Here is a 19603-nt window from a genome sequence, read left to right as displayed (position 1 = left end):
TCGGGACCGTCCGTCCGAGGACCGGATAAGACAATGAAAATACAATCAATAGAAACATTTACCAATGAGTTTGTCTGCTTCGTTCGTGCAACCGCCGAAAACGGTGCGACCGGATGGGGGCAGGTAGCGCCTTACTACGCGGATATCACGGCGGAGGTCGTCCACCGTCAGGTTGCACCTTATGCGCTGGGCGAAGACGCTTTCGACATTGAACACCTGATGGAGATCATCCCGGAACGGGAGCACAAGTTTCCCGGCTCCTATCTGCGCCGGGCGATGGGGGGACTGGACACTGCCCTGTTCGACCTTCGCGGCAAGCTGGAAGGCAAGCCGGTGTGCGAACTGCTCGGTGGAACGCCGGGCAAGGTGCGGGCCTACGGGTCGTCGATGAAGCGTGACATCACGGCGAAAGACGAAGCGGATCGCCTCAAGAAGCAGCAGGACCTTTACGGCTTCGACGCCTTCAAGTTCCGGATCGGTGCCGAATGCGGCCGCGACCAGGACGAATGGCCGGGCCGGACGGAAGAAATCGTGCCGACCATGCGCAAGGCCTTTGGTGACGACACCGCACTGCTGGTCGATGCCAACTCCTGCTATTCGCCAGCCAAGGCCATCGAGATCGGCCGGTTCCTGGAAGCCAACGGCATTTCCCATTACGAGGAGCCTTGCCCCTACTGGCACTATGACCAGACCAGGCAAGTGACAGACGCTCTCGACATCGATGTGACAGGTGGGGAGCAGGATTGCTCTCTGGTGGACTGGCAGCGGATGATCGATGAACGGGTTGTCGATATCATTCAGCCGGACGTCTGTTATCTCGGTGGGATGGTTCGCACCATGAAGGTGGCACAAATGGCGCATGAGGCAGGTATTCCCTGCACACCGCATGCGGCCAACCTGTCGCTGGTGACGCTGTTCACCATGCATCTGCTGCGGGCGATCCCGAATGCGGGCAAATATCTCGAATTCTCCATCGAGGAAGCCGACTATTATCCCTGGCAATACGGCCTCTTCACCGCGTCGCCGTACGAGATTGTCGACGGGCACGCCACGGTGACCGATGCGCCGGGGTGGGGTGTCGAGATCAGTCCGGAGTGGCTGGCGAAATCCACATACAAGATCAGTTCCCTGGAAGGCTAACGATGTCCGGAGCAAGCGAACTCGTCGCGGAATATCAGGCTACGGGCACGCTGAAGGCGTTGCCCCTCGGCCATTTCATCGACGGCAGCTTTACGCAGCCGTCCCATAACCGCACCATGGAAAGTTTCGATCCGGGCCGGGGTGAGGCCTTCGCCCGCTTCACGGCGGGAACCGCCGAGGATGTCGATCAGGCAGTAAAGTCGTCAAAGGTTGCTTTTGAGACGGTCTGGCGAGACATGGCGCCGGTGGAGCGGTCCCGGATCCTTCTGCAAGCGTCCAGGCTTATCCTGGAAAATCTCGATCTTCTGGCCGTTGCCGAAACGCTGGACAGCGGCAAGGCACTGCAGGAAGCTCAAGGCGATGTGCGCGGTGCGGCTCGTACGTTCGAGTATTACGCGGGCGCTTGCGACAAGCTGCAGGGAGACAGCTTTCCCCTTGGGCCGAATTATGTCGGTTACGCCATTCACGAGCCGGTCGGGGTCACGGCCCACATCATTCCGTGGAACTTTCCGATCTCCACCGCTGCGCGCGGATTTGCGCCGGCGCTTGCAGCCGGCTGCACGGTTGTGGCAAAGCCTGCCGAACAGACGCCGTTCACAGCGCTGCTGCTTGCGAAGATCCTGCATGATGCCGGATTGCCGGCAGGCGTGTGCAATGTCGTGACCGGCACCGGCGCTGAGACCGGGGCTCCGCTGACAGCCCATCCGGATGTCGACCACATCACGTTCACCGGTTCGGTCCAGACGGGCAAGGCGGTGATGAAGGCGGCAGCCGACGAGATCACCCGCGTGGTGCTGGAGCTTGGTGGCAAATCGCCCGTGGTGGTGCTTGGCGATTGTGACCGGGAACAGGCGCTATCCGGTGTTCTCGGTGCGATCTACGAGAATGCCGGCCAGATCTGTTCCGCTGGATCTCGTCTTGTGATCGAGAAGAACATTCACGCGGACTTCGTTGCGGAACTGGTGAAACGCACAAAATCGCTGACACTCGGGCACGGTCTTGGCAACCCGGATGTCGGGCCGGTCAATTCTGCGGGACATCTTGCAAAGGTTGCCGGTTTTGTCGACCGCGCAAGGGCTCGGGGAGCTGATATCGTGACGGGTGGCGCCATAGCCGCTGACCCGAAAACCGGCAAGGGCTGGTTCTATGAGCCGACAATCGTCGATAGCGTTTCTGCGAGTGACGAGTTGGCGCAGGAGGAAATCTTCGGGCCGGTGCTGACGGTGCAGGTGGCTGATGATGCCGATCATGCCCTGGCACTTGCCAACGATTGCCAGTACGGCCTGGTCGCAGGCATCTACACGTCGAATTTCGCAAAAGCCCATCAGCTCGCGCGCAAGATCGATGCCGGCCAGATCTACATCAACGAGTATTTCGCCGGCGGGATCGAGGTGCCGTTCGGTGGCAACAAGAAATCCGGTTTCGGCCGCGAAAAAGGTCTCGAAGGTCTCAAGAGCTACTGCAAGACCAAAAGCATTGCCGCAAGGATCGGCTAGAACTTGTCGCGTTTCATCGGAATCGCTTCTCACTGCCTGAATTGGGGGATTTCGACGCAAGATCTTTTTAGTTGGACGCGGCACGCTCCAGGGCAGAGTTCAGTCAGCCGGATCAGAGCGATCCGAACCTGCTCAAACATCCTGTTACCTCCCCTGAAAGGCCGGTTCGGTTTACCGATCCGGCCTCTTTTTTGTTGAGGCTGCGTGCAGCGCGGGAGGATCTCACACCGGAAACTTGCGCTGCTTGAAGAACTCCCAGAGCGCCTTGTTCAGCGTCTGTGTCTTCTGGATCGTTTCCCTGACGAGCGTGATTTCCCGGGAATTGATCGGGCTGGACTTGCCGTATTCGATCTTGTGTTTCTGGTCGCTGATGCGCATCAAAATGGTTGAGGCATTGCGCCCCTCGTTGTCGAACGAATAGATGCAGTGATTGTATTTGTTTTTCAATTTCAAGGTCTTGTGCATGTCCCGTGTGAGGCTCAGCACCTCTTCCCTCAAGTCCGGTTTCTGCGTATCGAGCTTGGCCAGCCGTTCGACCAGATCAATCCGGGCACGCGACGTGTTGAGGGTCAGGAAGATCACCGTCGCGACTTCCTTGGTGACGCCGGCGAGGCCTGCGATCATGTGGATCAGCAAGCTCTCCGTGTTGGTCCACGTATAGTTCAGCCGGCCCATGAGGGCGAGAAACGTCTGGAATTCGTCCGCCATTGTGGGCGCATCTGCCGCGCTCATCTTCAGGCCTCTAGGTTGGGTGGTCGTTGTTCCGTCTGAATGTAGATCGCGGCTGCTTCCGTTCTGTTTGAAACGCCGAGCTTTGAAATGATGTGATGAATATGGAGCTTGATGGTGTGCTCCGACAGGGACAATTTTTCGGCGATATTCTTGTTCTGATATCCCTCGGAGATGAGGCATAGAACTTCGGTTTCCCGTTTCGTCAGCTTGCCGAAGCGGTTCCTGGTACGGCTGCGGTGCCTGCGCTGATGCATGGCCGGGGCTGCGCCGTAAGGCCTTTCCATTCCCATGTACTTGATGGCATCAGCCGGCAGATAATGGCCGCCGTTGAGCATGAGACGGATAGCGCCTAGCCAGAGATCGATCCGAAGGTTCATCGGCAGCACGCTCTTGATCAGGCCTTTCTGGAAATAATCGCTGATGATCGAGGGGAACGACAGATCATCATTGATCAGCATGCAGAGGTTTGCTTCAGGGAAATTTTTCCGCAGGCAGGCAATAGCTTCCTTGCGCTCCGCGCTGAAGCCTTCGTCAATCAGGAAAAGGCGTTTTGAAAATTCCCCACGGCGCTCCGAGCGATAAAGATCGATTTTCTGAGTGATACGGATAAAACGTCCATCTTCTATTTCCCGGTCGATTACTCCTTCCAGTTCCTTCGGAAACTTTTCGGACGCTCCAATATAATAGATTGAACCTTTATTCTCGTAATTTACGCTAGTCATTACTGTCACCCCTACAAACTAAGATAAAATTTAATTTGGACTCTCTTTCACTTGCAATTGCCAGAAACAGGGCCTGGGAGAAGCGTTTTTGTAAATATTCATCCGGCTTATTCTGCCGTCGGCATTAGCCATGCGGTTCTTAAAATAATAAAATTTCTTATCTTGTTTGTTCAGACCAAGGATAGGTGTGGGAAATGGGTGGCTGTCGGAAAATGAACATGCCGTCCAAATCGCAGTATTAACAGGGATTTGTGCAGTGACCCCCTAGTCTGAATTTCTCCTCACCCATAACTTGTATATAACAAACTTACCTTAGGTTATATTAATAATTCGATTTAGTCGCGGATCAGATTTTGCTTCAAGATATTGCAATTAAATACTTTTTTTGACCTCGCGTGATTTACCTATGTCGCTAGATATCCGCGAAACTTGAATGGTAAATGTTTAGTTAAGATTTCCGGCTTATTGCAATCTCCCTGTTCTGTCATTGTTTTCATCGGCTGGGAGATTCTCGTATTTGTGTAAATCCTCGGTTTGTGGATCCCAATCCTCAAATTTGACTTCCAGTCGAAGAGTAAATGGAGCAGCTAAATCTATTTTGATTAGCTGAGGTGGTTGTTTTTGCCATTTTCCATTTGATCTGGGGCGGTAACGCTCCTCTTAACCACGACAGCCCTATGCAAATCGATAGAAGACGATCTGCCGAGCTGTCCGATCTGAGGACAGAACCATGAGCGAATACGTTTGGCATAAAAACGAGCTGAACATCGATAAGTCGTTCAATCCGACTTATTCCAGCGAGTACAACACCAACTATAATCACGAAATAAACATCGACAATTCGAAGAGCTACGAGTGGGAATACTCGGACGACGACAACACCCAGGATGTGAACAACCAGGTGTTCAAGTATGTCGACAGTGACTTCGATCCCGTGATCAATGTGGATTTCGAGAACGGTCCTTCGGACGTCGACAACATTGACCTGGATATCGGCGACCATGCGAGTGTCGAGGACATTCTGATTGCGAAAGGCAACATCGACTTCGACCCGGGCGACGATATCAAGGTCGAAGACGTCCTCAATGATGCGCTGAACGGCCTTGGGAACGATACCGGCATTGCAATCAACAACAGCAACCAGCTGGAAGACAACGACTGGGCAAAAGACACCTTTGTCGCCAATGAAGGGTCCTTCACGCAGAAGCTGACTGCCAACGGCGGTTCGGCGGAAGCTGACGACGGTCTGGCTTTCGGTGGGTCGTCCATGACCGTGGATGCCCTTGATGATGCGACGGTGATTGGTGAAGTGATGGCCGCTGCCAATGCCGCCAACGCAACCGAAGCGTTCGTCAACGAGCTGGTGCAGGGTGCGAACATTCTCAACAACTCGGTCGACACGACGATTGTCGGCGGTGATCTCTACACCGACAGCGTTGGTGAGGACGAGCTCTAAGATGTTCGATCGGCGCTGCGGTTTTCTGTTTCGAACCTGTTTCCGAAACGCCAGCTGCGCCCGTTTCCAAGTCAGAATGCGGTGTGAACGCCGGTCTTGCGAGACCCGGCTCGCCGCGATGAACAAGGACTATTATCATGTCTGGTAAGCGTGGAACTCAATTCAATTACTCTGATTTCGATGCAGTCGATGACTCGAAGATCATCAACAAGGCCGAAGTCGTGATGAACTTCGAAGAAGGTTTTGTTTATGACGACGACGATGTCGTGGACATCGACCTGGAAGAATGCGCTGAAGTCGACGAGATGCTCGTGAGCGTCAACGGCGGCATCGACTACAGCCCGGGCGACGACATCACCGTTGAAGACATTTTGAACGAAGCCCTCAATGGTGGCGGCAATGATGCCGGTGTCGTGCTCAACAACAGCAACCAGCTGGAAGACAACGACTGGGCCAACGGTACGACGGCAACCAACAACGCCGGCTTTAACCAGACCCTGAGTGCCAAGGGGGGCGATGCCGAAACCGACGACGGTATTTCGGCAGGGGGCTCCAGCGGATCGGCATACGTCGATGCTGACATGCAGGCATTCGGTGGCCATGTCGGCACCTGGTTCGGTCATGCCGGTTTCCATGGCATGTCGGTCGACCTGGAAGGCAATCTGGAAATCGATGACCTCGGTTCCGGCAGCGTCAGCGTCATTGCTGATGACGATGCGCTCGTCCAGGGCATGAATGCGGCTGAAGCATCCGCTTCCAACGATGCATCGGCATTCACCAACACGCTTGTGCAGGGCGAAAACATCCTGAACAACTCTGTCGACATGACCATTGTCGGCGGCAACATGGACAGCCTGATGACCGGTGAAGACCTCGGCTCCCTGAGCTGATCCGGTTTGTTCCTGAATTGATTTTCAATTCCGGAAAACAGCAGCAGGCGCGGAGCTCACTTGCTCCGCGCCTGCTGAACGCGGCCTCTCGTTATTAGATTCGCGCGAGCTTGACCGCGAAAACGACCCTTCATTCAGATTAGGGGGCTGACATGTTTTTTTATGATGACCTTACGCGTGAAGCGATTTCGCATTTTGTAGGAAGCTTTTCCATGTCACTCGAGGAGGCCCGCGCCCGCCTTGAGTATCTTGAATTCCGCGCGGCACAGCTTGCTGCCGAACAGGTAGAGCAAGGTGAGACGATGGAGGCGCTGCCGACAGTCTGGCCGGACTATCAGCTGCTCGACCTCAATCCGAATATCCATTACGAATTTGATGGTTACAGCTACTACGACGACATTCCCGCCGCCCTGAACTTTTATGAGTGGGATGGCATTGGCATGCGAGCACATCTGATGCCGCCGCCGGTTGAGGGGACTTTCAATCCCTACACCATCGCGCTGACAGGCGGTGTCCGCTTCATAACGTTCCAGCACGAAGTGCTGCCCAACAGCTTCGCCGTTGTGTCCCGGTCCGAAAACGTGCTGGCGGACAACGACTATCTGTCCAACACGGGTCTCCACTATCATTTCGATTACGAAGCACCATCACTCATCTCCTTCCTCGATGCGCTGGAGGCTGCCGGGATCACCGGCAGGTTCAGCTTTACGGAAGCAGACAATCCGGCTGGCAATCTGAGCGCGACCGTCGCCGCCTGGACGGAAACAGCCCAAACCATGCAAACCGGCGCTCCCGGTGTCGGGCAACAGGTTCTGGCAACCGGAGATGACACCGGGCAGCTCTATCAGAACGGTATCGTTGTCGAGGAAGCCGCCCGTCTTGACGAAGTCATCAAGCATTTGAAGGGCCGTGCTCCGGACGATGACGCCGAAGCGAACTCCGATGACGTGGTGCTCGAGGGACCGCAAAGCGCCTCAGGCGAGTTGGCTTCGCTGGTGGACACCGCCGGAACCTCCGCTTCGCTGCAAATCAGTGCCGGCAACAACACACTGATCAATCAGGCCATTCTGGTGGACGTCTGGGGCAAGGCCGCGACCATAGCTGTGGCCGGCGACTATTACGATCTCGACATTATCAGCCAGACAAATGTTCTGGCAGCGCCGCATCTGGCGGGTCTTGGCCAGTGGGCGACGGATCCGAGTACCGGCAGCTACAACATCGCATCGATCATGAACACCAGTTCGGATCTGCCCATGGATGTTGCTCCGGTCGGCAATCATTCACTCTGGGATATCACCTTCCACGACGGTGACATGACCTTCGTGAACTGGCTGACCCAGAAGAACTACCTGGTCGACAACGACACCATCGTCTACCAGGAAGACGGCTCGGGCACGACGATCATGTCCGGTGGCAATATTCTGACAAATGCTCTCAACCTTACGGAACTGAGCACCTTCTTCGATCTGATCCTGATCGGAGGCGACTATTACTCGGCCAATGTGATCAGCCAGACCAACGTCATGGTCAATTTCGATCAGGTCATTGCCGAAGGTACACAAGACGCTTCCATGCCGATGCCTGACGGGCAGATCGACAATCTGCTCTGGAACGAGGCCTATATCGTTTCCAACTACAACAGTTCCGTCGTCGACCTGGATCCGGCAAGCGCGAACCGGCTCGCAACGGCAGGTGAGGAGGATCTCGGCGATGACTTCCTGTCCGGGCTCTTCAGCGGGGAAGCTTCGCCTTTCAACCAGTTGAACGTTCTTTACATCTCCGGTGATGTCTACGACATCAATTACCTCGAACAGGTCAATATTCTGGGCGACAGCGACAGCATCGCCACGCTTGGGGTCGATGTCTCAAGCGAAGGCACCAGCATCAACGGCGATTCAAACCTTCTCTACAATGCCGCGGTGATCCAGGAAGCCAGCGTGGACAATGTTGTTCGCGTCGGTGGCGACACCTATTCGGAAGCTTTGCTTTACCAGGCGGAGATCCTGACCGCAGATGTCGAGCAACCTGATCACGGCGGGGCGGGTCTTGCGTCGGAGGCGGTTGTCTTCCTGGCCGACGGCATGCTGACCAATGGTGACAACGATCTTGAAACCGTCAACCTGAACCAGGTGCCGGACGAGATCTGTGTCGATCCGATGGCGACAATGGTCGCTTAGGGGAGGCAACTCATGACCATTTCATATGATGTTGCCGATGGGCAGCGGACGAACCGGGCGGGTGAGCCGCAGGTGCTGGGCCCCGATGCGAAAAAGGGTGATGCACGACTTGTCGGCGCAGAGGCAGCAGCCGCTGCGGGCGGACCAACCCTGAAGTCGGGAGACGCAAGAGCGAAACCGGCGGACGGCGGCAAGTCCGCCCGGACAGGCTCTGGCACAGGCACTGGCAAAGCCAAGGCTGAAAAGCCCGAGTTCCACCGACGGACGACGCCGCCCGATCTTTCCAAGGCACTTGAAAACGGCGTCGCTGCCGTTCGACGCAATCTTCTCATCGTGCTGATGTTTTCCTGCGTCATCAATGTGCTTGTGCTGTCAATTCCGGTCTATCTGTTCCAGATCTCGGACCGGGTCCTGACCAGCCGCTCGCTGGACACGCTTGTCATGCTGACAGGCGTGATCGTCGGGGCGGTCCTGCTGCAGGCAGCCTTCGATGCCATCCGCCGCTTCATTCTTATGCGCACGGCGGTCGAACTCGCATCGCAACTGGGTTCACCCATCCTCGCAGCCGCCGCACGAGCTTCGCTCAACAGCAACGGCAAGGAGTACCAGATCCTGAACGACCTGCAGCAATTGCGGGGTTTTCTGGTGTCCGGCACCATGATGGCATTTCTGGACGGTCCCTTCGCGCCGCTTTTCCTGGTCGCGATCTACCTCATTCATCCGCACCTCGGGATGATCGTCGGTGGCACCTGTGTGATCCTGCTCGTGATCGCGGTGATCAACCAGAAGATCACGTCCCGGCATTTCAGCGATGCCAACCAGAACCAGAGCAAGGCGAACCTGCATCTGGATGCTATGTCAAGGAATTCGCAGATCATCAACGCCCTGGCCATGATCCCGGAAGCGGTTCACCTGTGGGGGCGCGATACGGCTGCTTCGCTGCGCGCTCAGGTCAGTGCGCAGGACAGAAACATTGTTTCGGCCTCCATCACCAAGGCGGTCCGGCTTCTGACGCAGGTAGCGATGCTCGGGTGGGGATCCTTCCTTGCCATCCAGGGTGAACTGACCGGGGGCATGGTGATTGCCGCCTCCATTATCGGCGGCCGGGCGCTGTCGCCCATCGAGGGCGCGATCGAAGGCTGGAACCAGTATCTGCTGTCGCGCAATTCCTATGGCCGGATCTCGACACTGCTGAAATCCTCGCCGCTCAATTCCGAACGTCTCGTTCTGCCCAAGCCGCAAGGCCGGCTTGATGTCGAACGCCTGCTTTACGTGCCCCAGGGGACCAAGCGGGTCGTGCTCAACAGCATCACCTTCTCGCTGAAAGCCGGGGACTCTCTCGCGATCATCGGCAACTCGGGAGCCGGAAAAACCACACTCGGCAAGATGCTGGTGGGATCCATCCTGCCGACATCGGGCGCGGTGCGTCTGGACCTGATGGACCTGCGTAACTGGAACCAGCGGCAGCTGGGTGAGAACATCGGTTATCTGCCACAGGACGTTCAGCTCTTCCCGGGCACGATCAAGCAGAACATCGGCCGCATGCGCGAAGATGCTTCGGACGAGCAGATCTACGAAGCTGCCTGTCTGGCCGACGTGCACGCCATGATTTCCGAATTGGCCCACGGCTATGAAACGGTCGTCGCGGCCGACGGTGCACCGCTGTCAGGCGGTCAGAAGCAGCGTATCGCGCTTGCCAGGGCGTTCTTCGGCAATCCACGTTTCGTCGTTCTGGACGAACCTAACTCAAATCTGGACACGAATGGCGACGAAGCGCTTGCACGGGCAATGGCACATGCCAAGGCCGAAGGCATCACCGTCGTCGCGATCACGCAAAAGCCATCCCTGCTGAAATGTGTCGACCGGATCCTTGTTCTGGCCGACGGCTCCATCAGCATGTTCGGCTTCCGCAACGAGGTGCTGGAACTCCTTGCCGACCGGAAGAAACAAAGAGCGGTTCAGCAACAAGGATAAGCGTTGGCAGCCGCCAGGGACGGCTCAAGCCAGGGGGAAAAGATGAGCAACGCTCTGACACATCACGAACCGATGGACTGGTATTCGGCAGTGCCGAGGTCGATTTTCTGGCACACGCTGATCGGCGTTTTCATGCTGGTCTTCTTCATAGGAGGCTTTGCCGCCTGGTCCTTTACCGCGCCGTTGGCTGCCGCCGTAATTTCAAGCGGAACCTTTGTCGCAACCGGACAGAACAAGCAGATTCAGCACTACGAAGGCGGGATCGTGAAGGAGATCCTGGTGCAGGAGGGCGAGCGCGTTCAAAAAGGCGATCCGATTGTTCGTCTCGACGAAACCGTTGCATCCGCAAACGAGCGACAACTGGGACTCAAGCTGGCGCGGCTGGAAGCGATCAACGCCCGTCTGCGCGCCGAATATCTCTGGCTGAAGGAGGTGGAATTCCCGCAAACATTGCTGGACCTGAAAGACGATGAGGAAATTGCCACCATAATCGCCGGCCAGAAGCTGAGTTTCATTGGATCCCAGGCCAAGCTGACGAGTGATATCAGGATTCTGGAGAGCACGATCGAATCCCTTCAGCACCGCCGCGACGGCTACCGTGAACAGCATGATGCCATGATCAGGCAGCTTGCGATCCTGCAGGAAGAACACACGGGCAAGAAACTTCTCTTCGACAAAGGCCTTCTGCTGAAGCCGACCCTGAATGCACTGGAAAGAGCGATCGCAGAAGCGGAAGGGCAGATCGGGAGGCTGGCATCGTCCATGCAGGAGGCCAATGCCCAGGTCCTGCAACACCAGGAACAGGTCAAGCAGACACGGGCTGCCTATAACGAGAAGGTGCTTGATGACCTGCAATCGATCGAGGCCGAGCTGGATGCGGCAAGAGAGCAGTCCCGCAAGGCGCGCAACGTTCTTGAACGTGCCGTCATTCAGGCACCGGTTTCGGGCACCATCGTACGCATGCACTACCACACAGCCGGCGGGGTTATCGAAAGCGGCAAGACGATTGTCGAGATTCTGCCGTCCGACGCACCGCTGATCATCGAGGCACTGATTTCGCGAACCGATATCGACAGCGTCCATATCGGCCAGCAGGCCACTGTTCGCCTGTCCGCCCTCAATCAACGCACCACTCCGGTGCTGGAAGGCGAAGTGCAATATGTGTCCGCAGATGCAATCACCGACAACAGTACGGGCATCATGCGTGAGGTTTACGTCACTCGCATCGATATCTCGCCGGGCGAACTGACAAGGGTGCTGAACTTCGTTCCGACCCCGGGCATGCCCGCGGAAATCATGATCCAGACGGCCGAGCGAACCTTCATGCAGTATCTGACCAAGCCGATCGTCGACAGCATGTCACGTGCCTTCCGGGAGGAGTAGGCAACTGGACGCATTTTTCGGTCGACGGCCGCTTTTCAGCGCAAGATTTGCGGGACTGCGCAAGGTGGCTGATCAACCCGGATTGTCTGATGTGGTCTTCAGGCAATGTCCGCCTTGGCCGGTTCGTTAGTCGCGGACCGGCCGCTTTTTTGGGATTGTACCGGTTGAAGTGGGACAGTTGCAGTCAGGTGACGCTGCGAAAAGAGGGGTTGTTTTCGCAAGGTAATCCGCCAATTATGAAAGCGGTGTTTCCAGGACTTGTACCAAGCCGGAAACAGGGTTTTCATGTGATTGCGCCAAATGCGAAACCGGGTCGAACTGCTGTTGAAGACTTTTAAAATCAACGGATTGGCTGTCTGGTCTGTTGTGGTGTTTCTGGTGCTGGCAGGCCTGTCAGCTCACGCGGCGACGGACCCGTTCGCGGAACGGCGCATGGCGCTTGTGGTCGGCATTGCGGGCTATGAGAACGCTCCCGATCTGAGCAACACCACCAATGACGGCAAGCTGATTTCAGACACCTTGAACGAGCTGAATTTCGAAGTGTCCGAGCATTTCAACATCGGGCTTGCGGAGTTCCGCGAACTTCTGGACCGTTTCGCCTTCGAGGCAGAAACGGCGGATGTGGCTCTCGTCTATTTTGCCGGACACGGGATCGAAGTCGGCGGACGCAATTTCCTGGTGCCCTCCGACGCCAAGGCCGGCAGCCGGCAGCAGGTTGCCGATACCTCGATTTCTCTCGATGACATTCTGGAAGCGGTCGACAAGGCCCGGCAGCTCAGGATCGTGATCCTGGATTCCTGCCGGAACGACCCGTTTGCCGATGTGGGCGGGCAGGAAACGCTCACCGTAAATCAGGGGGCTTACGGCCGCGGGCTGGCAGCACCTTCTCCCGAACGCGGCACGCTGGTGGCCTACGCCGCCGAAGCAGGAGCCGTTGCACTGGATGGGGCAGGTGAAAACAGTCCGTTTGCATCGGCACTGGCCCAGACCTTGAAGATCAGGGATCTGGAAATAGGCCTTGCCTTCCGGCAGGTGCGCGATTCCGTGCTGAAAGCCACTGCCAACGCGCAGGAGCCGCACACTTACGGCTCACTGTCCGGCAAACCCTACTTCCTTGCGGGCGGCAGCCAGGAGGTCAACGTGCTTGCGGCGGCAGACCGTCTTAACGCCTGGGGGCGCCTTGAAGTCAGCCAGGAAGAGCAGTTGCAGGTGGCAGCAAGGGAGGGCGACAGCAGGGCGCTGAAAGGCCTTGCCTACATGCGCCTCAACCCGAGCGAGGACCGCTACGATCCCTCCCGCGCGGCAGCATTTCTGGAAACTGCATCGGAAGCGGGTGATCCTGAAGCCATGTTCGAGCTTGCCCGCATGTATGAGCGCGGCATTGGCGTCGAACAGGATGTCGAAAAGGCATTGGAACTGTTTCGCAAGTCCGCAGACGAGGGCTTTGCGGATGCCATCAACGATCTCGGGTTCCTTTATTATCAGGGCGGCCTGGGGATCGCGCGTGATCCGAAAAAGGCAATCGAGCTGTTCGGAAAGGCTGCCGATCAGCGGCACCCGGAAGCAATGTTCAATTACGCAGCCCTGATCGATGACGGCGTGGTCGATGGCAAGGAACCGGACGATGCGGCAGAATATCTTTATCGCGCCTTGAGATCCGGCAACGAGGAAGTTTTGAGCCAGCTCTCGGAAAACCCGAAGATGTTCAAGGCCACGACACGGCGCTCCCTTCAACGAAAACTTTCAGAACGCTCTTTCTATACCGGGACCATCGACGGCCAGTTCGGCCCGCAGACCCAGAGAGGTCTACGCAAAGCTTACGGGCTTTCCGAATAGGGGCCAAAGCGTTTTCCGGCTGAGATCGATTTCCGCCTTCCCAAGCCTTTGTTGCGTGTTGCATGACGCAAGGTAATTTTTGACTTGTTCTTTTATTCCAAGGGGTTAAAATTGAAAAAGAACAATCAAAAGAAACGTTTCGGGAAATATCAATCCCTGATTTTAATGTAGACAGTGCAGACGTTTTTCTAAGTCATATTGCAGATTTTTGCTGCTTTTCCGATAGCAGGTGTCGCGCCAATCGTGATTGCTGCCCGGTTCGATCAGTTGTCTCTGGTGATTTGTTCGATGTGTTTGAATAGTTGATTGGAGGAAGTCATGTTTGGAAACAGGTTTTGCGCAGGTGTGGCCGTTGCCGTGCTCGCCGGACAAGTCGTGACGGCTGCCAGTGTGCCTGCTTATGCGGTCGCCGTGCCGGGTGGCCAGTCGCTTGCGCCGGCAGATCCATTGGGTTCGGTTCTGGAGGAGCTTCTGCTTGCCCAGTACAGCTCTTCCATGAGCAGCGAGCCGTCTGGCCCTTCCTATGATGTCGATCGGCAGGAACGCGACCCGAAGCTGAGCGCATCCTATGATCTCGACGAAAGGGTCACCCGCGGTGTCATCTGGATAATCCAGAACGGCAGCAACGAGTGCCGCAATTCCATCCGGCCCGAATACCGCTTCGACTGTTTGAGGAATGTTCTGGGGCGCGCTGCCTCGACAATTGAAAACCGGCCAAACTATCGCGACGCGGCGCGGGAATTGCGGAGCCTTTCCCGCAAGCTCGATGGCATTGTCTCAAAATACCAGGACCGGAGCGCTCCGCGCGCGGCCGTGGGTCAGCGTACCTACCGGGCCGTTTCCACGGCCAATCTCGAGCAGGCTCGCCGTGAAGCATCGGAAGCCATCGACGAGAGCGTCACCAAGCTGCTGCGTTCTGCCGGAAACTCGGAAAAGCGCAAGACGCATTATTCCCAGATCGCAACCGCTGTCGGGTCCACCAAGCGTTTGCTTCGGTCTTAAGTATCATCGACCTGGCTGGCGGTCGCCTCAGTCCGCCGGCTGCTGATCCGGGATCTCCTCCGGAGTGATGACCGGCGTTTCACCGACATCGGGGGCAGGTTCGACAAGCTCGCGGTCTCCGACCGGAGCTGGCGTCAAAACACCGTCGCAGTCCGAGAGGCTGGCAGTTTCTTCAGTCTCGGTGGGAACCCTGTCTTGCGACTTTGCGCCGGGCTCAACCTTGCAGTCGTCGCTCTTGTTGTCTGCAAGAGCGGTGCCGCACACAAGGGTCAGTGCGGTGGCAAGGGCTGCAATCGTCCGGACATTTTCGTGCGGGCGCATACTATCCTCCAATGGATGTCTCTCCATTGGAAACGCCCGAACCGTCATCGGGTTCAATTCAAGCGGATTGACCGGCTCCGCCCATGGGTGGAACCGGCAAGTTGTCTGGACGTACTTCTTAGTCGATCAGTCGATCAGTCGATCAGTCGATCAGGTGATGGTCTGGCCGGTCTTTGCCCAATCCGCAAGGAACTGCTCCAGTCCCTTGTCGGTCAACGGGTGCTTGACCAGCGCCTTGATCGTTGCCGGCGGCACGGTTGCCACATCGGCGCCGATCAACGCGGCTTCCTTGACGTGATTGACCGTTCGGATGGAGGCGGCAAGAATTTCGGTGTCAAAGCCGTAATTGTCGTAGATCTGCCGGATCTCGCGGATCAGCTCCATTCCGTCCATGACCATATCGTCCAGTCGGCCAATGAACGGGGAAATGAAGGTTGCTCCGGCCTTGGCGGCCAGCAGTGCCTGATTGGCGGAAAAGCACAAGGTGACGTTGGTCTTGAACCCTTCGGCAGTCAGTGCACGGCAGGCTCTGAGACCATCCAGCGTCAGCGGCAGCTTGATGCAGATGTTGGGGGCGATCCTTGCAAGGGTCTTGCCTTCCCGCACCATTGCCTCGAACTCGGTCGCCGTGACTTCGGCCGAAACAGGACCTTCGACAATGGAGCAGATCTCGCGGGTCACTTCGGTGATGTCCCGGCCGGACTTCAGGATCAGGGACGGGTTGGTGGTAACACCATCGATAAGGCCGAGTTCTGTGAGGTCGCGGATGTCGCTGACATCCGCCGTGTCGACAAAAAACTTCATGTCTCTCTTTCCGTTTGGAATGGCGGGCAGCGTTATCCGCGGATCTTGCGGGCGGCCTGCTGGAGCAGCTCGAAAGCTTCGTACCGCTTGTTGTGGTAGGATGTGGCCTCAGCGCCGCCGGGTGCATAGGTTTCGCCGGCTGCCGACATGGCGGCCATGGCGGCCGGAATGTCCTTTTGCAGGCCACCAGCGACAGCGCCGAGCATGGCCGAGCCGAGAAGGACCGGTTCCGCGGTTTTGGGAGCGGCGATCACGAGGCCCGTGGCATCCGCCAGAAGCTGGCGCACCAAAGGGCTCTGGCCTGCACCGCCACTGACGACGATGGTGTCCGTCCGGATGCCCTTTGCGGTCTGCGCCTCGACAATCTGTCTGAGGCCGTATCCGAGACCGCAGATGCCCGCGACATAGAGCCTGACGAGAGCGGCGACGGATGTGTCCATATCGAGGCCCGCAATGACGGCCTTGGCTTCCGGATCGGCAAATGGCGCACGGTTGCCGAGAAATTCAGGGACCACATGCAGACCGTCTGCCAGCCTTGATATGTCTGTCCCCTCCGGTGCAAGCCGCTCGGCTTCAGCAGCAAGCCACTGGTTGAGGCCGAGACCTGCTTCCCTTGCCTGCTTGAGGGCGTCAGTGGAGGCCGGGTGGAAACGGACCAGATGGTCGATGGCGGCACCTGCCGCCGACTGGCCCGCCTCGTTCAGCCAGAGGCCTGGAACCATCGCGGAGAAATAAGGTCCCCAGACGCCTGGCACGAAGGCCGGTTCTGTTGTCGAGGTCATGGTGCAGGCAGAGGTGCCGAAGACATAGGCCATCCGGCTTGTCGCCGATCCCGCCTCTGTCTGATCCTGCCAGCCGACCGTGCCGACGCCGCCCGCATGAGCATCGATCAGCCCGGCAGCAACGGGTGTCCCTTCACGAAGACCAAGGTCTGCCGCCGCTTCTGCCGTCAGTCCGTTGCCCAGAGCCGTTCCCGCATCGACAATGGTGGTGCCGATGCGGTCAAAATCATTCGCGCAGAGTTCGGCAAGACCGATGGACTGGAAATAATCGGCGTCCCAGCGGCGTTCATGACCAAGGTAGGTCCATTTGCAGGTAACCGTGCAGATGGACCGTGCAAGGCTGCCGGTTGCCCGCCATGTCAGGAAATCGGTCAGGTCGAAAAAATGCTCGGCTTTGCCGAAGATCTCTGGCCGGTTCTCTTTCAGCCAGAGCAGCTTCGGAGTTTCCATTTCTGGTGAAATCTGGCTGCCGACATAGCGCAGCACGTCGTGGCCACCGGCGTTGATGCGTTCGGCCTGGTCAAGGGCGCGGTGATCCATCCAGACGATTATGTTGCGCTCCGGATGGTCCGTATCGCCTACCGGCAGCGGGCTGCCTTGCGGGCCGATGACCACCAGCGAACAGGTGGCGTCCATGCCGATCCCGGCCACATCGCCCGGATCGATCCCGGCCGTGCCAACCGCTTCGCGTACGGTGGCGGCCACGGCTTGCCAGATGTCGTTGGAAGATTGTTCGTAAAGGTTTGGCCCCCGGTGGAAGAGGGCGATGTCACGTTTTGCCGATGCAACCAGATTGCCGGACTGGTCGAACAGACCAGCCCTGGCACTGCCTGTGCCGACATCAATACCAATCAGAAATTTGCTCATGCCTCAAAGGTCCACACTTTGCGGCAGAATGACAAGGTCCCTGATGGTGACGCCGCGCGGGCGGCTGAGCATGAACAGCACGGCATCAGCGACTTCCCGGGGCTGCATCAGGCTGCCGTTGGCAAGGGCTTCATCCATCTTTGCCTTGGGCCAGTCATCGAGAAGGGCTGTAACCACAGGTCCCGGCGCGACCGCTCCGACGCGCACCCCGTGTTCGGCGACCTGGCGCCGTACCGTGTGAACGAAGGCCTGCACGGCAAATTTCGAGGCGGTATAGATCGGCTCCCAGACGACCGGCACAAGGCCGGCGATGGAACTGGTGACGATGATATCGCCGGTCTTGCGTTCCACCATATGCGGCAACACGGCGCGAATGGAGCGGAACGCGGCATTGATGTTGAGATTGAGCACCTTGTCCCACTGGTCCGGGTCGCCGTCGACGACGCTGCCGCCGACATAGGCTCCTGCATTGGCGTGGAAGATGTCGAGGTGTCCGGTCTTTTCCACGATCCGGTCCAGCATGCCATCGACAGCGGGCCCGTCCATGAGGTCGACCACCAGTGGAATGGCGTCCGGCCCGAGCTCCTGGCAGATCGCGTTCAGTCTGTCTTCGGCTCGGTCGATCAGGACCACCCGGCAGCCGGCTGCAAGCAGGCTCCTGGCGCATTCCAGGCCGATCCCGGACGCGGCACCGGTAATGGCCGCGACCTTGCCTTTGAGTTCATCGGTCATGTTCGAAATCCTTGAATTGAAATCCGGTCAGGCGCGGCCGTGAGAGACGCGGCTCTGGCGGGCGAGACTGTCGACGATGACGGCGATGGCGAGCACGCAGCCGGTGATCATGTAGCGGAGCGAGGACGACATGTTCAAAAGCGTCAGCCCGTTGGAGATTGACTGGATGACGATGATGCCGAGCAGCGCCGACCATGCCGACCCGCGTCCGCCGAACAGGCTGGTTCCACCGATAACGGCGGCTGCGATAGCGTTGAGGTTGACGTCACCGGTGCCCGCCTGCTGACTGGCGGAGGCAAGCCGTGCGGAAGACAGAACACCTCCGAGGGCCGCCAGCAGCGAGCACAGCGCAAAGGACGTGAGGTAGGTGAAGGTGACATTGATGCCGGCTCTGCGCGCAGCCTCCGCGTTGCCGCCGACTGCCTTCACGGACCGCCCCCACTGGGTGCGTGTGAAGACATAGTTCATGACAACGACGAGCAGGGCGAAGAGGCCGAACATCCAGGGCACGCCGCGACCGAGGTTCAGATAGAAGACGGCGGCTTCGAAGGCGATGGTGGTGAACAGGGCCTTGAACACTAGCCCGCCAACAGAGCCAACGGAGAGATTGGCTGCCTGGCGCTGGCGCCGGTTGCGAATTCCCATCACGAGAATGGCGACGCCAGGCAACAGTGCGACTGCGTGAGAGGCCCAGGCCGGCATCATCAGAAGCTGGCCGAAGTTCACCATCCAGGAGCCGTAGGGCAGGTTGATGGAGCCGGTGGAGCCGAGCATGTAGAGCTGCAGGCCGAGAAGCGCCAGCAGACCGGCGAGGGTCGAGACGAAGCTGGGCATGCCAAGCTGAGTGCGCAGCAATGCATAGACCGAGCCGATGACCGCGCCGGTGCTGAGCGCCGCCAGGATCGCCAGTGGCAGGGGAACACCCTGGTTGACCCAGAGTACGCCGATCAGGGCCGAGCCGACACCGCTCATGGAGCCGACGGACAGGTCGATCTCGCCGAGCATCAGCACGCAGACGATGCCGAGCGCGATGACGCCGACTGTCGAGCAGTCGAACAAGAGGTTCACAAGGTTGTTCGGCGTAACGAACAGCGGATTGAGAATGGTGAAGACCGTCCAGATGACGATGAGGCCGACGATGACGGGCAGGGAGCCGAGGTCGCCTGCCTTCACACGATCGATGAAGGCGCTGATGACGTCGGTCAGGCTGCTGGCATGCTTGACGCGCGTATCGCTGCGGTCGAGCAGCCGGGGTTCGGGAGCGGAGCCGTTCATGGTGGTTTCCTTGT

At 57.9% G+C, this 19603-nt stretch carries 16 protein-coding genes; 9 read left to right on the top strand and 7 right to left on the bottom strand.

Annotated features, from left to right (window positions below):
• The first annotated feature begins 33 nt into the window (after positions 1-33).
• Complete coding sequence (locus ACYQ6M_RS29230; RefSeq protein ID WP_152505418.1) at positions 34-1140, top strand: mandelate racemase/muconate lactonizing enzyme family protein; 1107 nt, start codon at positions 34-36, stop codon at positions 1138-1140.
• Positions 1141-1142: 2 nt separating this feature from the next.
• Positions 1143-2636, top strand: coding sequence for an aldehyde dehydrogenase family protein (locus tag ACYQ6M_RS29225; protein WP_460077368.1), 1494 nt, complete (start codon positions 1143-1145; stop codon positions 2634-2636).
• Between the two features lie 222 nt (positions 2637-2858).
• Here ACYQ6M_RS29225 and ACYQ6M_RS29220 read toward each other — a convergent pair whose 3' ends face one another.
• Positions 2859-3368, bottom strand: coding sequence for a hypothetical protein (locus ACYQ6M_RS29220; RefSeq protein ID WP_228148017.1), 510 nt, complete (start codon positions 3366-3368; stop codon positions 2859-2861).
• A 2-nt stretch (positions 3369-3370) separates the two neighbouring features.
• Complete coding sequence (locus ACYQ6M_RS29215) at positions 3371-4090, bottom strand: helix-turn-helix transcriptional regulator (RefSeq protein ID WP_460077366.1); 720 nt, start codon at positions 4088-4090, stop codon at positions 3371-3373.
• Between the two features lie 730 nt (positions 4091-4820).
• Between ACYQ6M_RS29215 and ACYQ6M_RS29210 the strand changes: the two genes are divergently transcribed.
• The 7 genes from ACYQ6M_RS29210 (at position 4821) to ACYQ6M_RS29180 (ending at position 14808) form a co-directional block, all read left to right on the top strand.
• Positions 4821-5546 (top strand): hypothetical protein, encoded by a 726-nt coding sequence (locus ACYQ6M_RS29210; RefSeq protein WP_023000102.1) that lies wholly within the window; start codon positions 4821-4823, stop codon positions 5544-5546.
• A gap of 137 nt (positions 5547-5683) precedes the next feature.
• Positions 5684-6436 (top strand): hypothetical protein, encoded by a 753-nt coding sequence (locus ACYQ6M_RS29205; RefSeq protein ID WP_023000103.1) that lies wholly within the window; start codon positions 5684-5686, stop codon positions 6434-6436.
• Positions 6437-6648: 212 nt separating this feature from the next.
• A complete protein-coding gene (locus ACYQ6M_RS29200) occupies positions 6649-8613 on the top strand; it encodes a hypothetical protein (protein WP_460077364.1) in 1965 nt (654 codons plus the stop codon).
• Between the two features lie 12 nt (positions 8614-8625).
• Entirely contained in the window at positions 8626-10587 is a 1962-nt protein-coding gene (locus tag ACYQ6M_RS29195; RefSeq protein WP_460077362.1) for a type I secretion system permease/ATPase, read from the top strand.
• A 42-nt stretch (positions 10588-10629) separates the two neighbouring features.
• Positions 10630-11970, top strand: coding sequence for an HlyD family type I secretion periplasmic adaptor subunit (locus ACYQ6M_RS29190; RefSeq protein ID WP_296599075.1), 1341 nt, complete (start codon positions 10630-10632; stop codon positions 11968-11970).
• Positions 11971-12294: 324 nt separating this feature from the next.
• Positions 12295-13806 (top strand): caspase family protein, encoded by a 1512-nt coding sequence (locus ACYQ6M_RS29185; protein ID WP_208993449.1) that lies wholly within the window; start codon positions 12295-12297, stop codon positions 13804-13806.
• A 318-nt stretch (positions 13807-14124) separates the two neighbouring features.
• Positions 14125-14808 carry a hypothetical protein gene (locus ACYQ6M_RS29180; RefSeq protein WP_023000108.1) on the top strand — a complete coding sequence of 228 codons (684 nt, stop codon included), beginning with the start codon at positions 14125-14127 and terminating at the stop codon, positions 14806-14808.
• Between the two features lie 27 nt (positions 14809-14835).
• Here the strand turns inward: ACYQ6M_RS29180 and ACYQ6M_RS29175 are convergent, their stop codons facing one another.
• The 5 genes from ACYQ6M_RS29175 to ACYQ6M_RS29155 all read right to left on the bottom strand — a co-directional run bounded on the left by ACYQ6M_RS29175 (position 14836) and on the right by ACYQ6M_RS29155 (position 19589).
• A complete protein-coding gene (locus tag ACYQ6M_RS29175) occupies positions 14836-15129 on the bottom strand; it encodes a hypothetical protein (protein ID WP_460077359.1) in 294 nt (97 codons plus the stop codon).
• Positions 15130-15279: 150 nt separating this feature from the next.
• Positions 15280-15933, bottom strand: coding sequence for a fructose-6-phosphate aldolase (gene fsa, locus ACYQ6M_RS29170; RefSeq protein WP_460077358.1), 654 nt, complete (start codon positions 15931-15933; stop codon positions 15280-15282).
• Between the two features lie 32 nt (positions 15934-15965).
• Positions 15966-17582 (bottom strand): FGGY-family carbohydrate kinase, encoded by a 1617-nt coding sequence (locus ACYQ6M_RS29165; protein ID WP_460077356.1) that lies wholly within the window; start codon positions 17580-17582, stop codon positions 15966-15968.
• Positions 17583-17585: 3 nt separating this feature from the next.
• Positions 17586-18314: an SDR family oxidoreductase gene (locus tag ACYQ6M_RS29160; RefSeq protein ID WP_023000112.1), complete on the bottom strand. Its 729-nt coding sequence runs from the start codon at positions 18312-18314 to the stop codon at positions 17586-17588.
• Positions 18315-18341: 27 nt separating this feature from the next.
• Positions 18342-19589 carry a sugar ABC transporter permease gene (locus tag ACYQ6M_RS29155; protein ID WP_075283601.1) on the bottom strand — a complete coding sequence of 416 codons (1248 nt, stop codon included), beginning with the start codon at positions 19587-19589 and terminating at the stop codon, positions 18342-18344.
• Positions 19590-19603 lie beyond the last annotated feature (14 nt).

The sequence above is a fragment of the Roseibium sp. ROS1 genome, from assembly GCF_054658215.1.
Note: the sequence above shows the minus strand (reverse complement) of the source record. Positions and strands in the feature narration are given on the sequence as shown.

What these genes read in the sequence shown, in the direction of transcription:
- ACYQ6M_RS29230 (WP_152505418.1), top strand. Translation starts at nt 34, where the DNA reads ATGAAAATACAATCAATAGAAACATTTACCAATGAGTTTGTCTGCTTC.
- ACYQ6M_RS29225 (WP_460077368.1), top strand. Translation starts at nt 1,143, where the DNA reads ATGTCCGGAGCAAGCGAACTCGTCGCGGAATATCAGGCTACGGGCACG.
- ACYQ6M_RS29220 (WP_228148017.1), bottom strand. Translation starts at nt 3,368, where the DNA reads ATGAGCGCGGCAGATGCGCCCACAATGGCGGACGAATTCCAGACGTTT.
- ACYQ6M_RS29215 (WP_460077366.1), bottom strand. Translation starts at nt 4,090, where the DNA reads ATGACTAGCGTAAATTACGAGAATAAAGGTTCAATCTATTATATTGGA.
- ACYQ6M_RS29210 (WP_023000102.1), top strand. Translation starts at nt 4,821, where the DNA reads ATGAGCGAATACGTTTGGCATAAAAACGAGCTGAACATCGATAAGTCG.
- ACYQ6M_RS29205 (WP_023000103.1), top strand. Translation starts at nt 5,684, where the DNA reads ATGTCTGGTAAGCGTGGAACTCAATTCAATTACTCTGATTTCGATGCA.
- ACYQ6M_RS29200 (WP_460077364.1), top strand. Translation starts at nt 6,649, where the DNA reads ATGTCACTCGAGGAGGCCCGCGCCCGCCTTGAGTATCTTGAATTCCGC.
- ACYQ6M_RS29195 (WP_460077362.1), top strand. Translation starts at nt 8,626, where the DNA reads ATGACCATTTCATATGATGTTGCCGATGGGCAGCGGACGAACCGGGCG.
- ACYQ6M_RS29190 (WP_296599075.1), top strand. Translation starts at nt 10,630, where the DNA reads ATGAGCAACGCTCTGACACATCACGAACCGATGGACTGGTATTCGGCA.
- ACYQ6M_RS29180 (WP_023000108.1), top strand. Translation starts at nt 14,125, where the DNA reads ATGTTTGGAAACAGGTTTTGCGCAGGTGTGGCCGTTGCCGTGCTCGCC.
- ACYQ6M_RS29175 (WP_460077359.1), bottom strand. Translation starts at nt 15,129, where the DNA reads ATGCGCCCGCACGAAAATGTCCGGACGATTGCAGCCCTTGCCACCGCA.
- fsa (WP_460077358.1), bottom strand. Translation starts at nt 15,933, where the DNA reads ATGAAGTTTTTTGTCGACACGGCGGATGTCAGCGACATCCGCGACCTC.
- ACYQ6M_RS29165 (WP_460077356.1), bottom strand. Translation starts at nt 17,582, where the DNA reads ATGAGCAAATTTCTGATTGGTATTGATGTCGGCACAGGCAGTGCCAGG.
- ACYQ6M_RS29160 (WP_023000112.1), bottom strand. Translation starts at nt 18,314, where the DNA reads ATGACCGATGAACTCAAAGGCAAGGTCGCGGCCATTACCGGTGCCGCG.
- ACYQ6M_RS29155 (WP_075283601.1), bottom strand. Translation starts at nt 19,589, where the DNA reads ATGAACGGCTCCGCTCCCGAACCCCGGCTGCTCGACCGCAGCGATACG.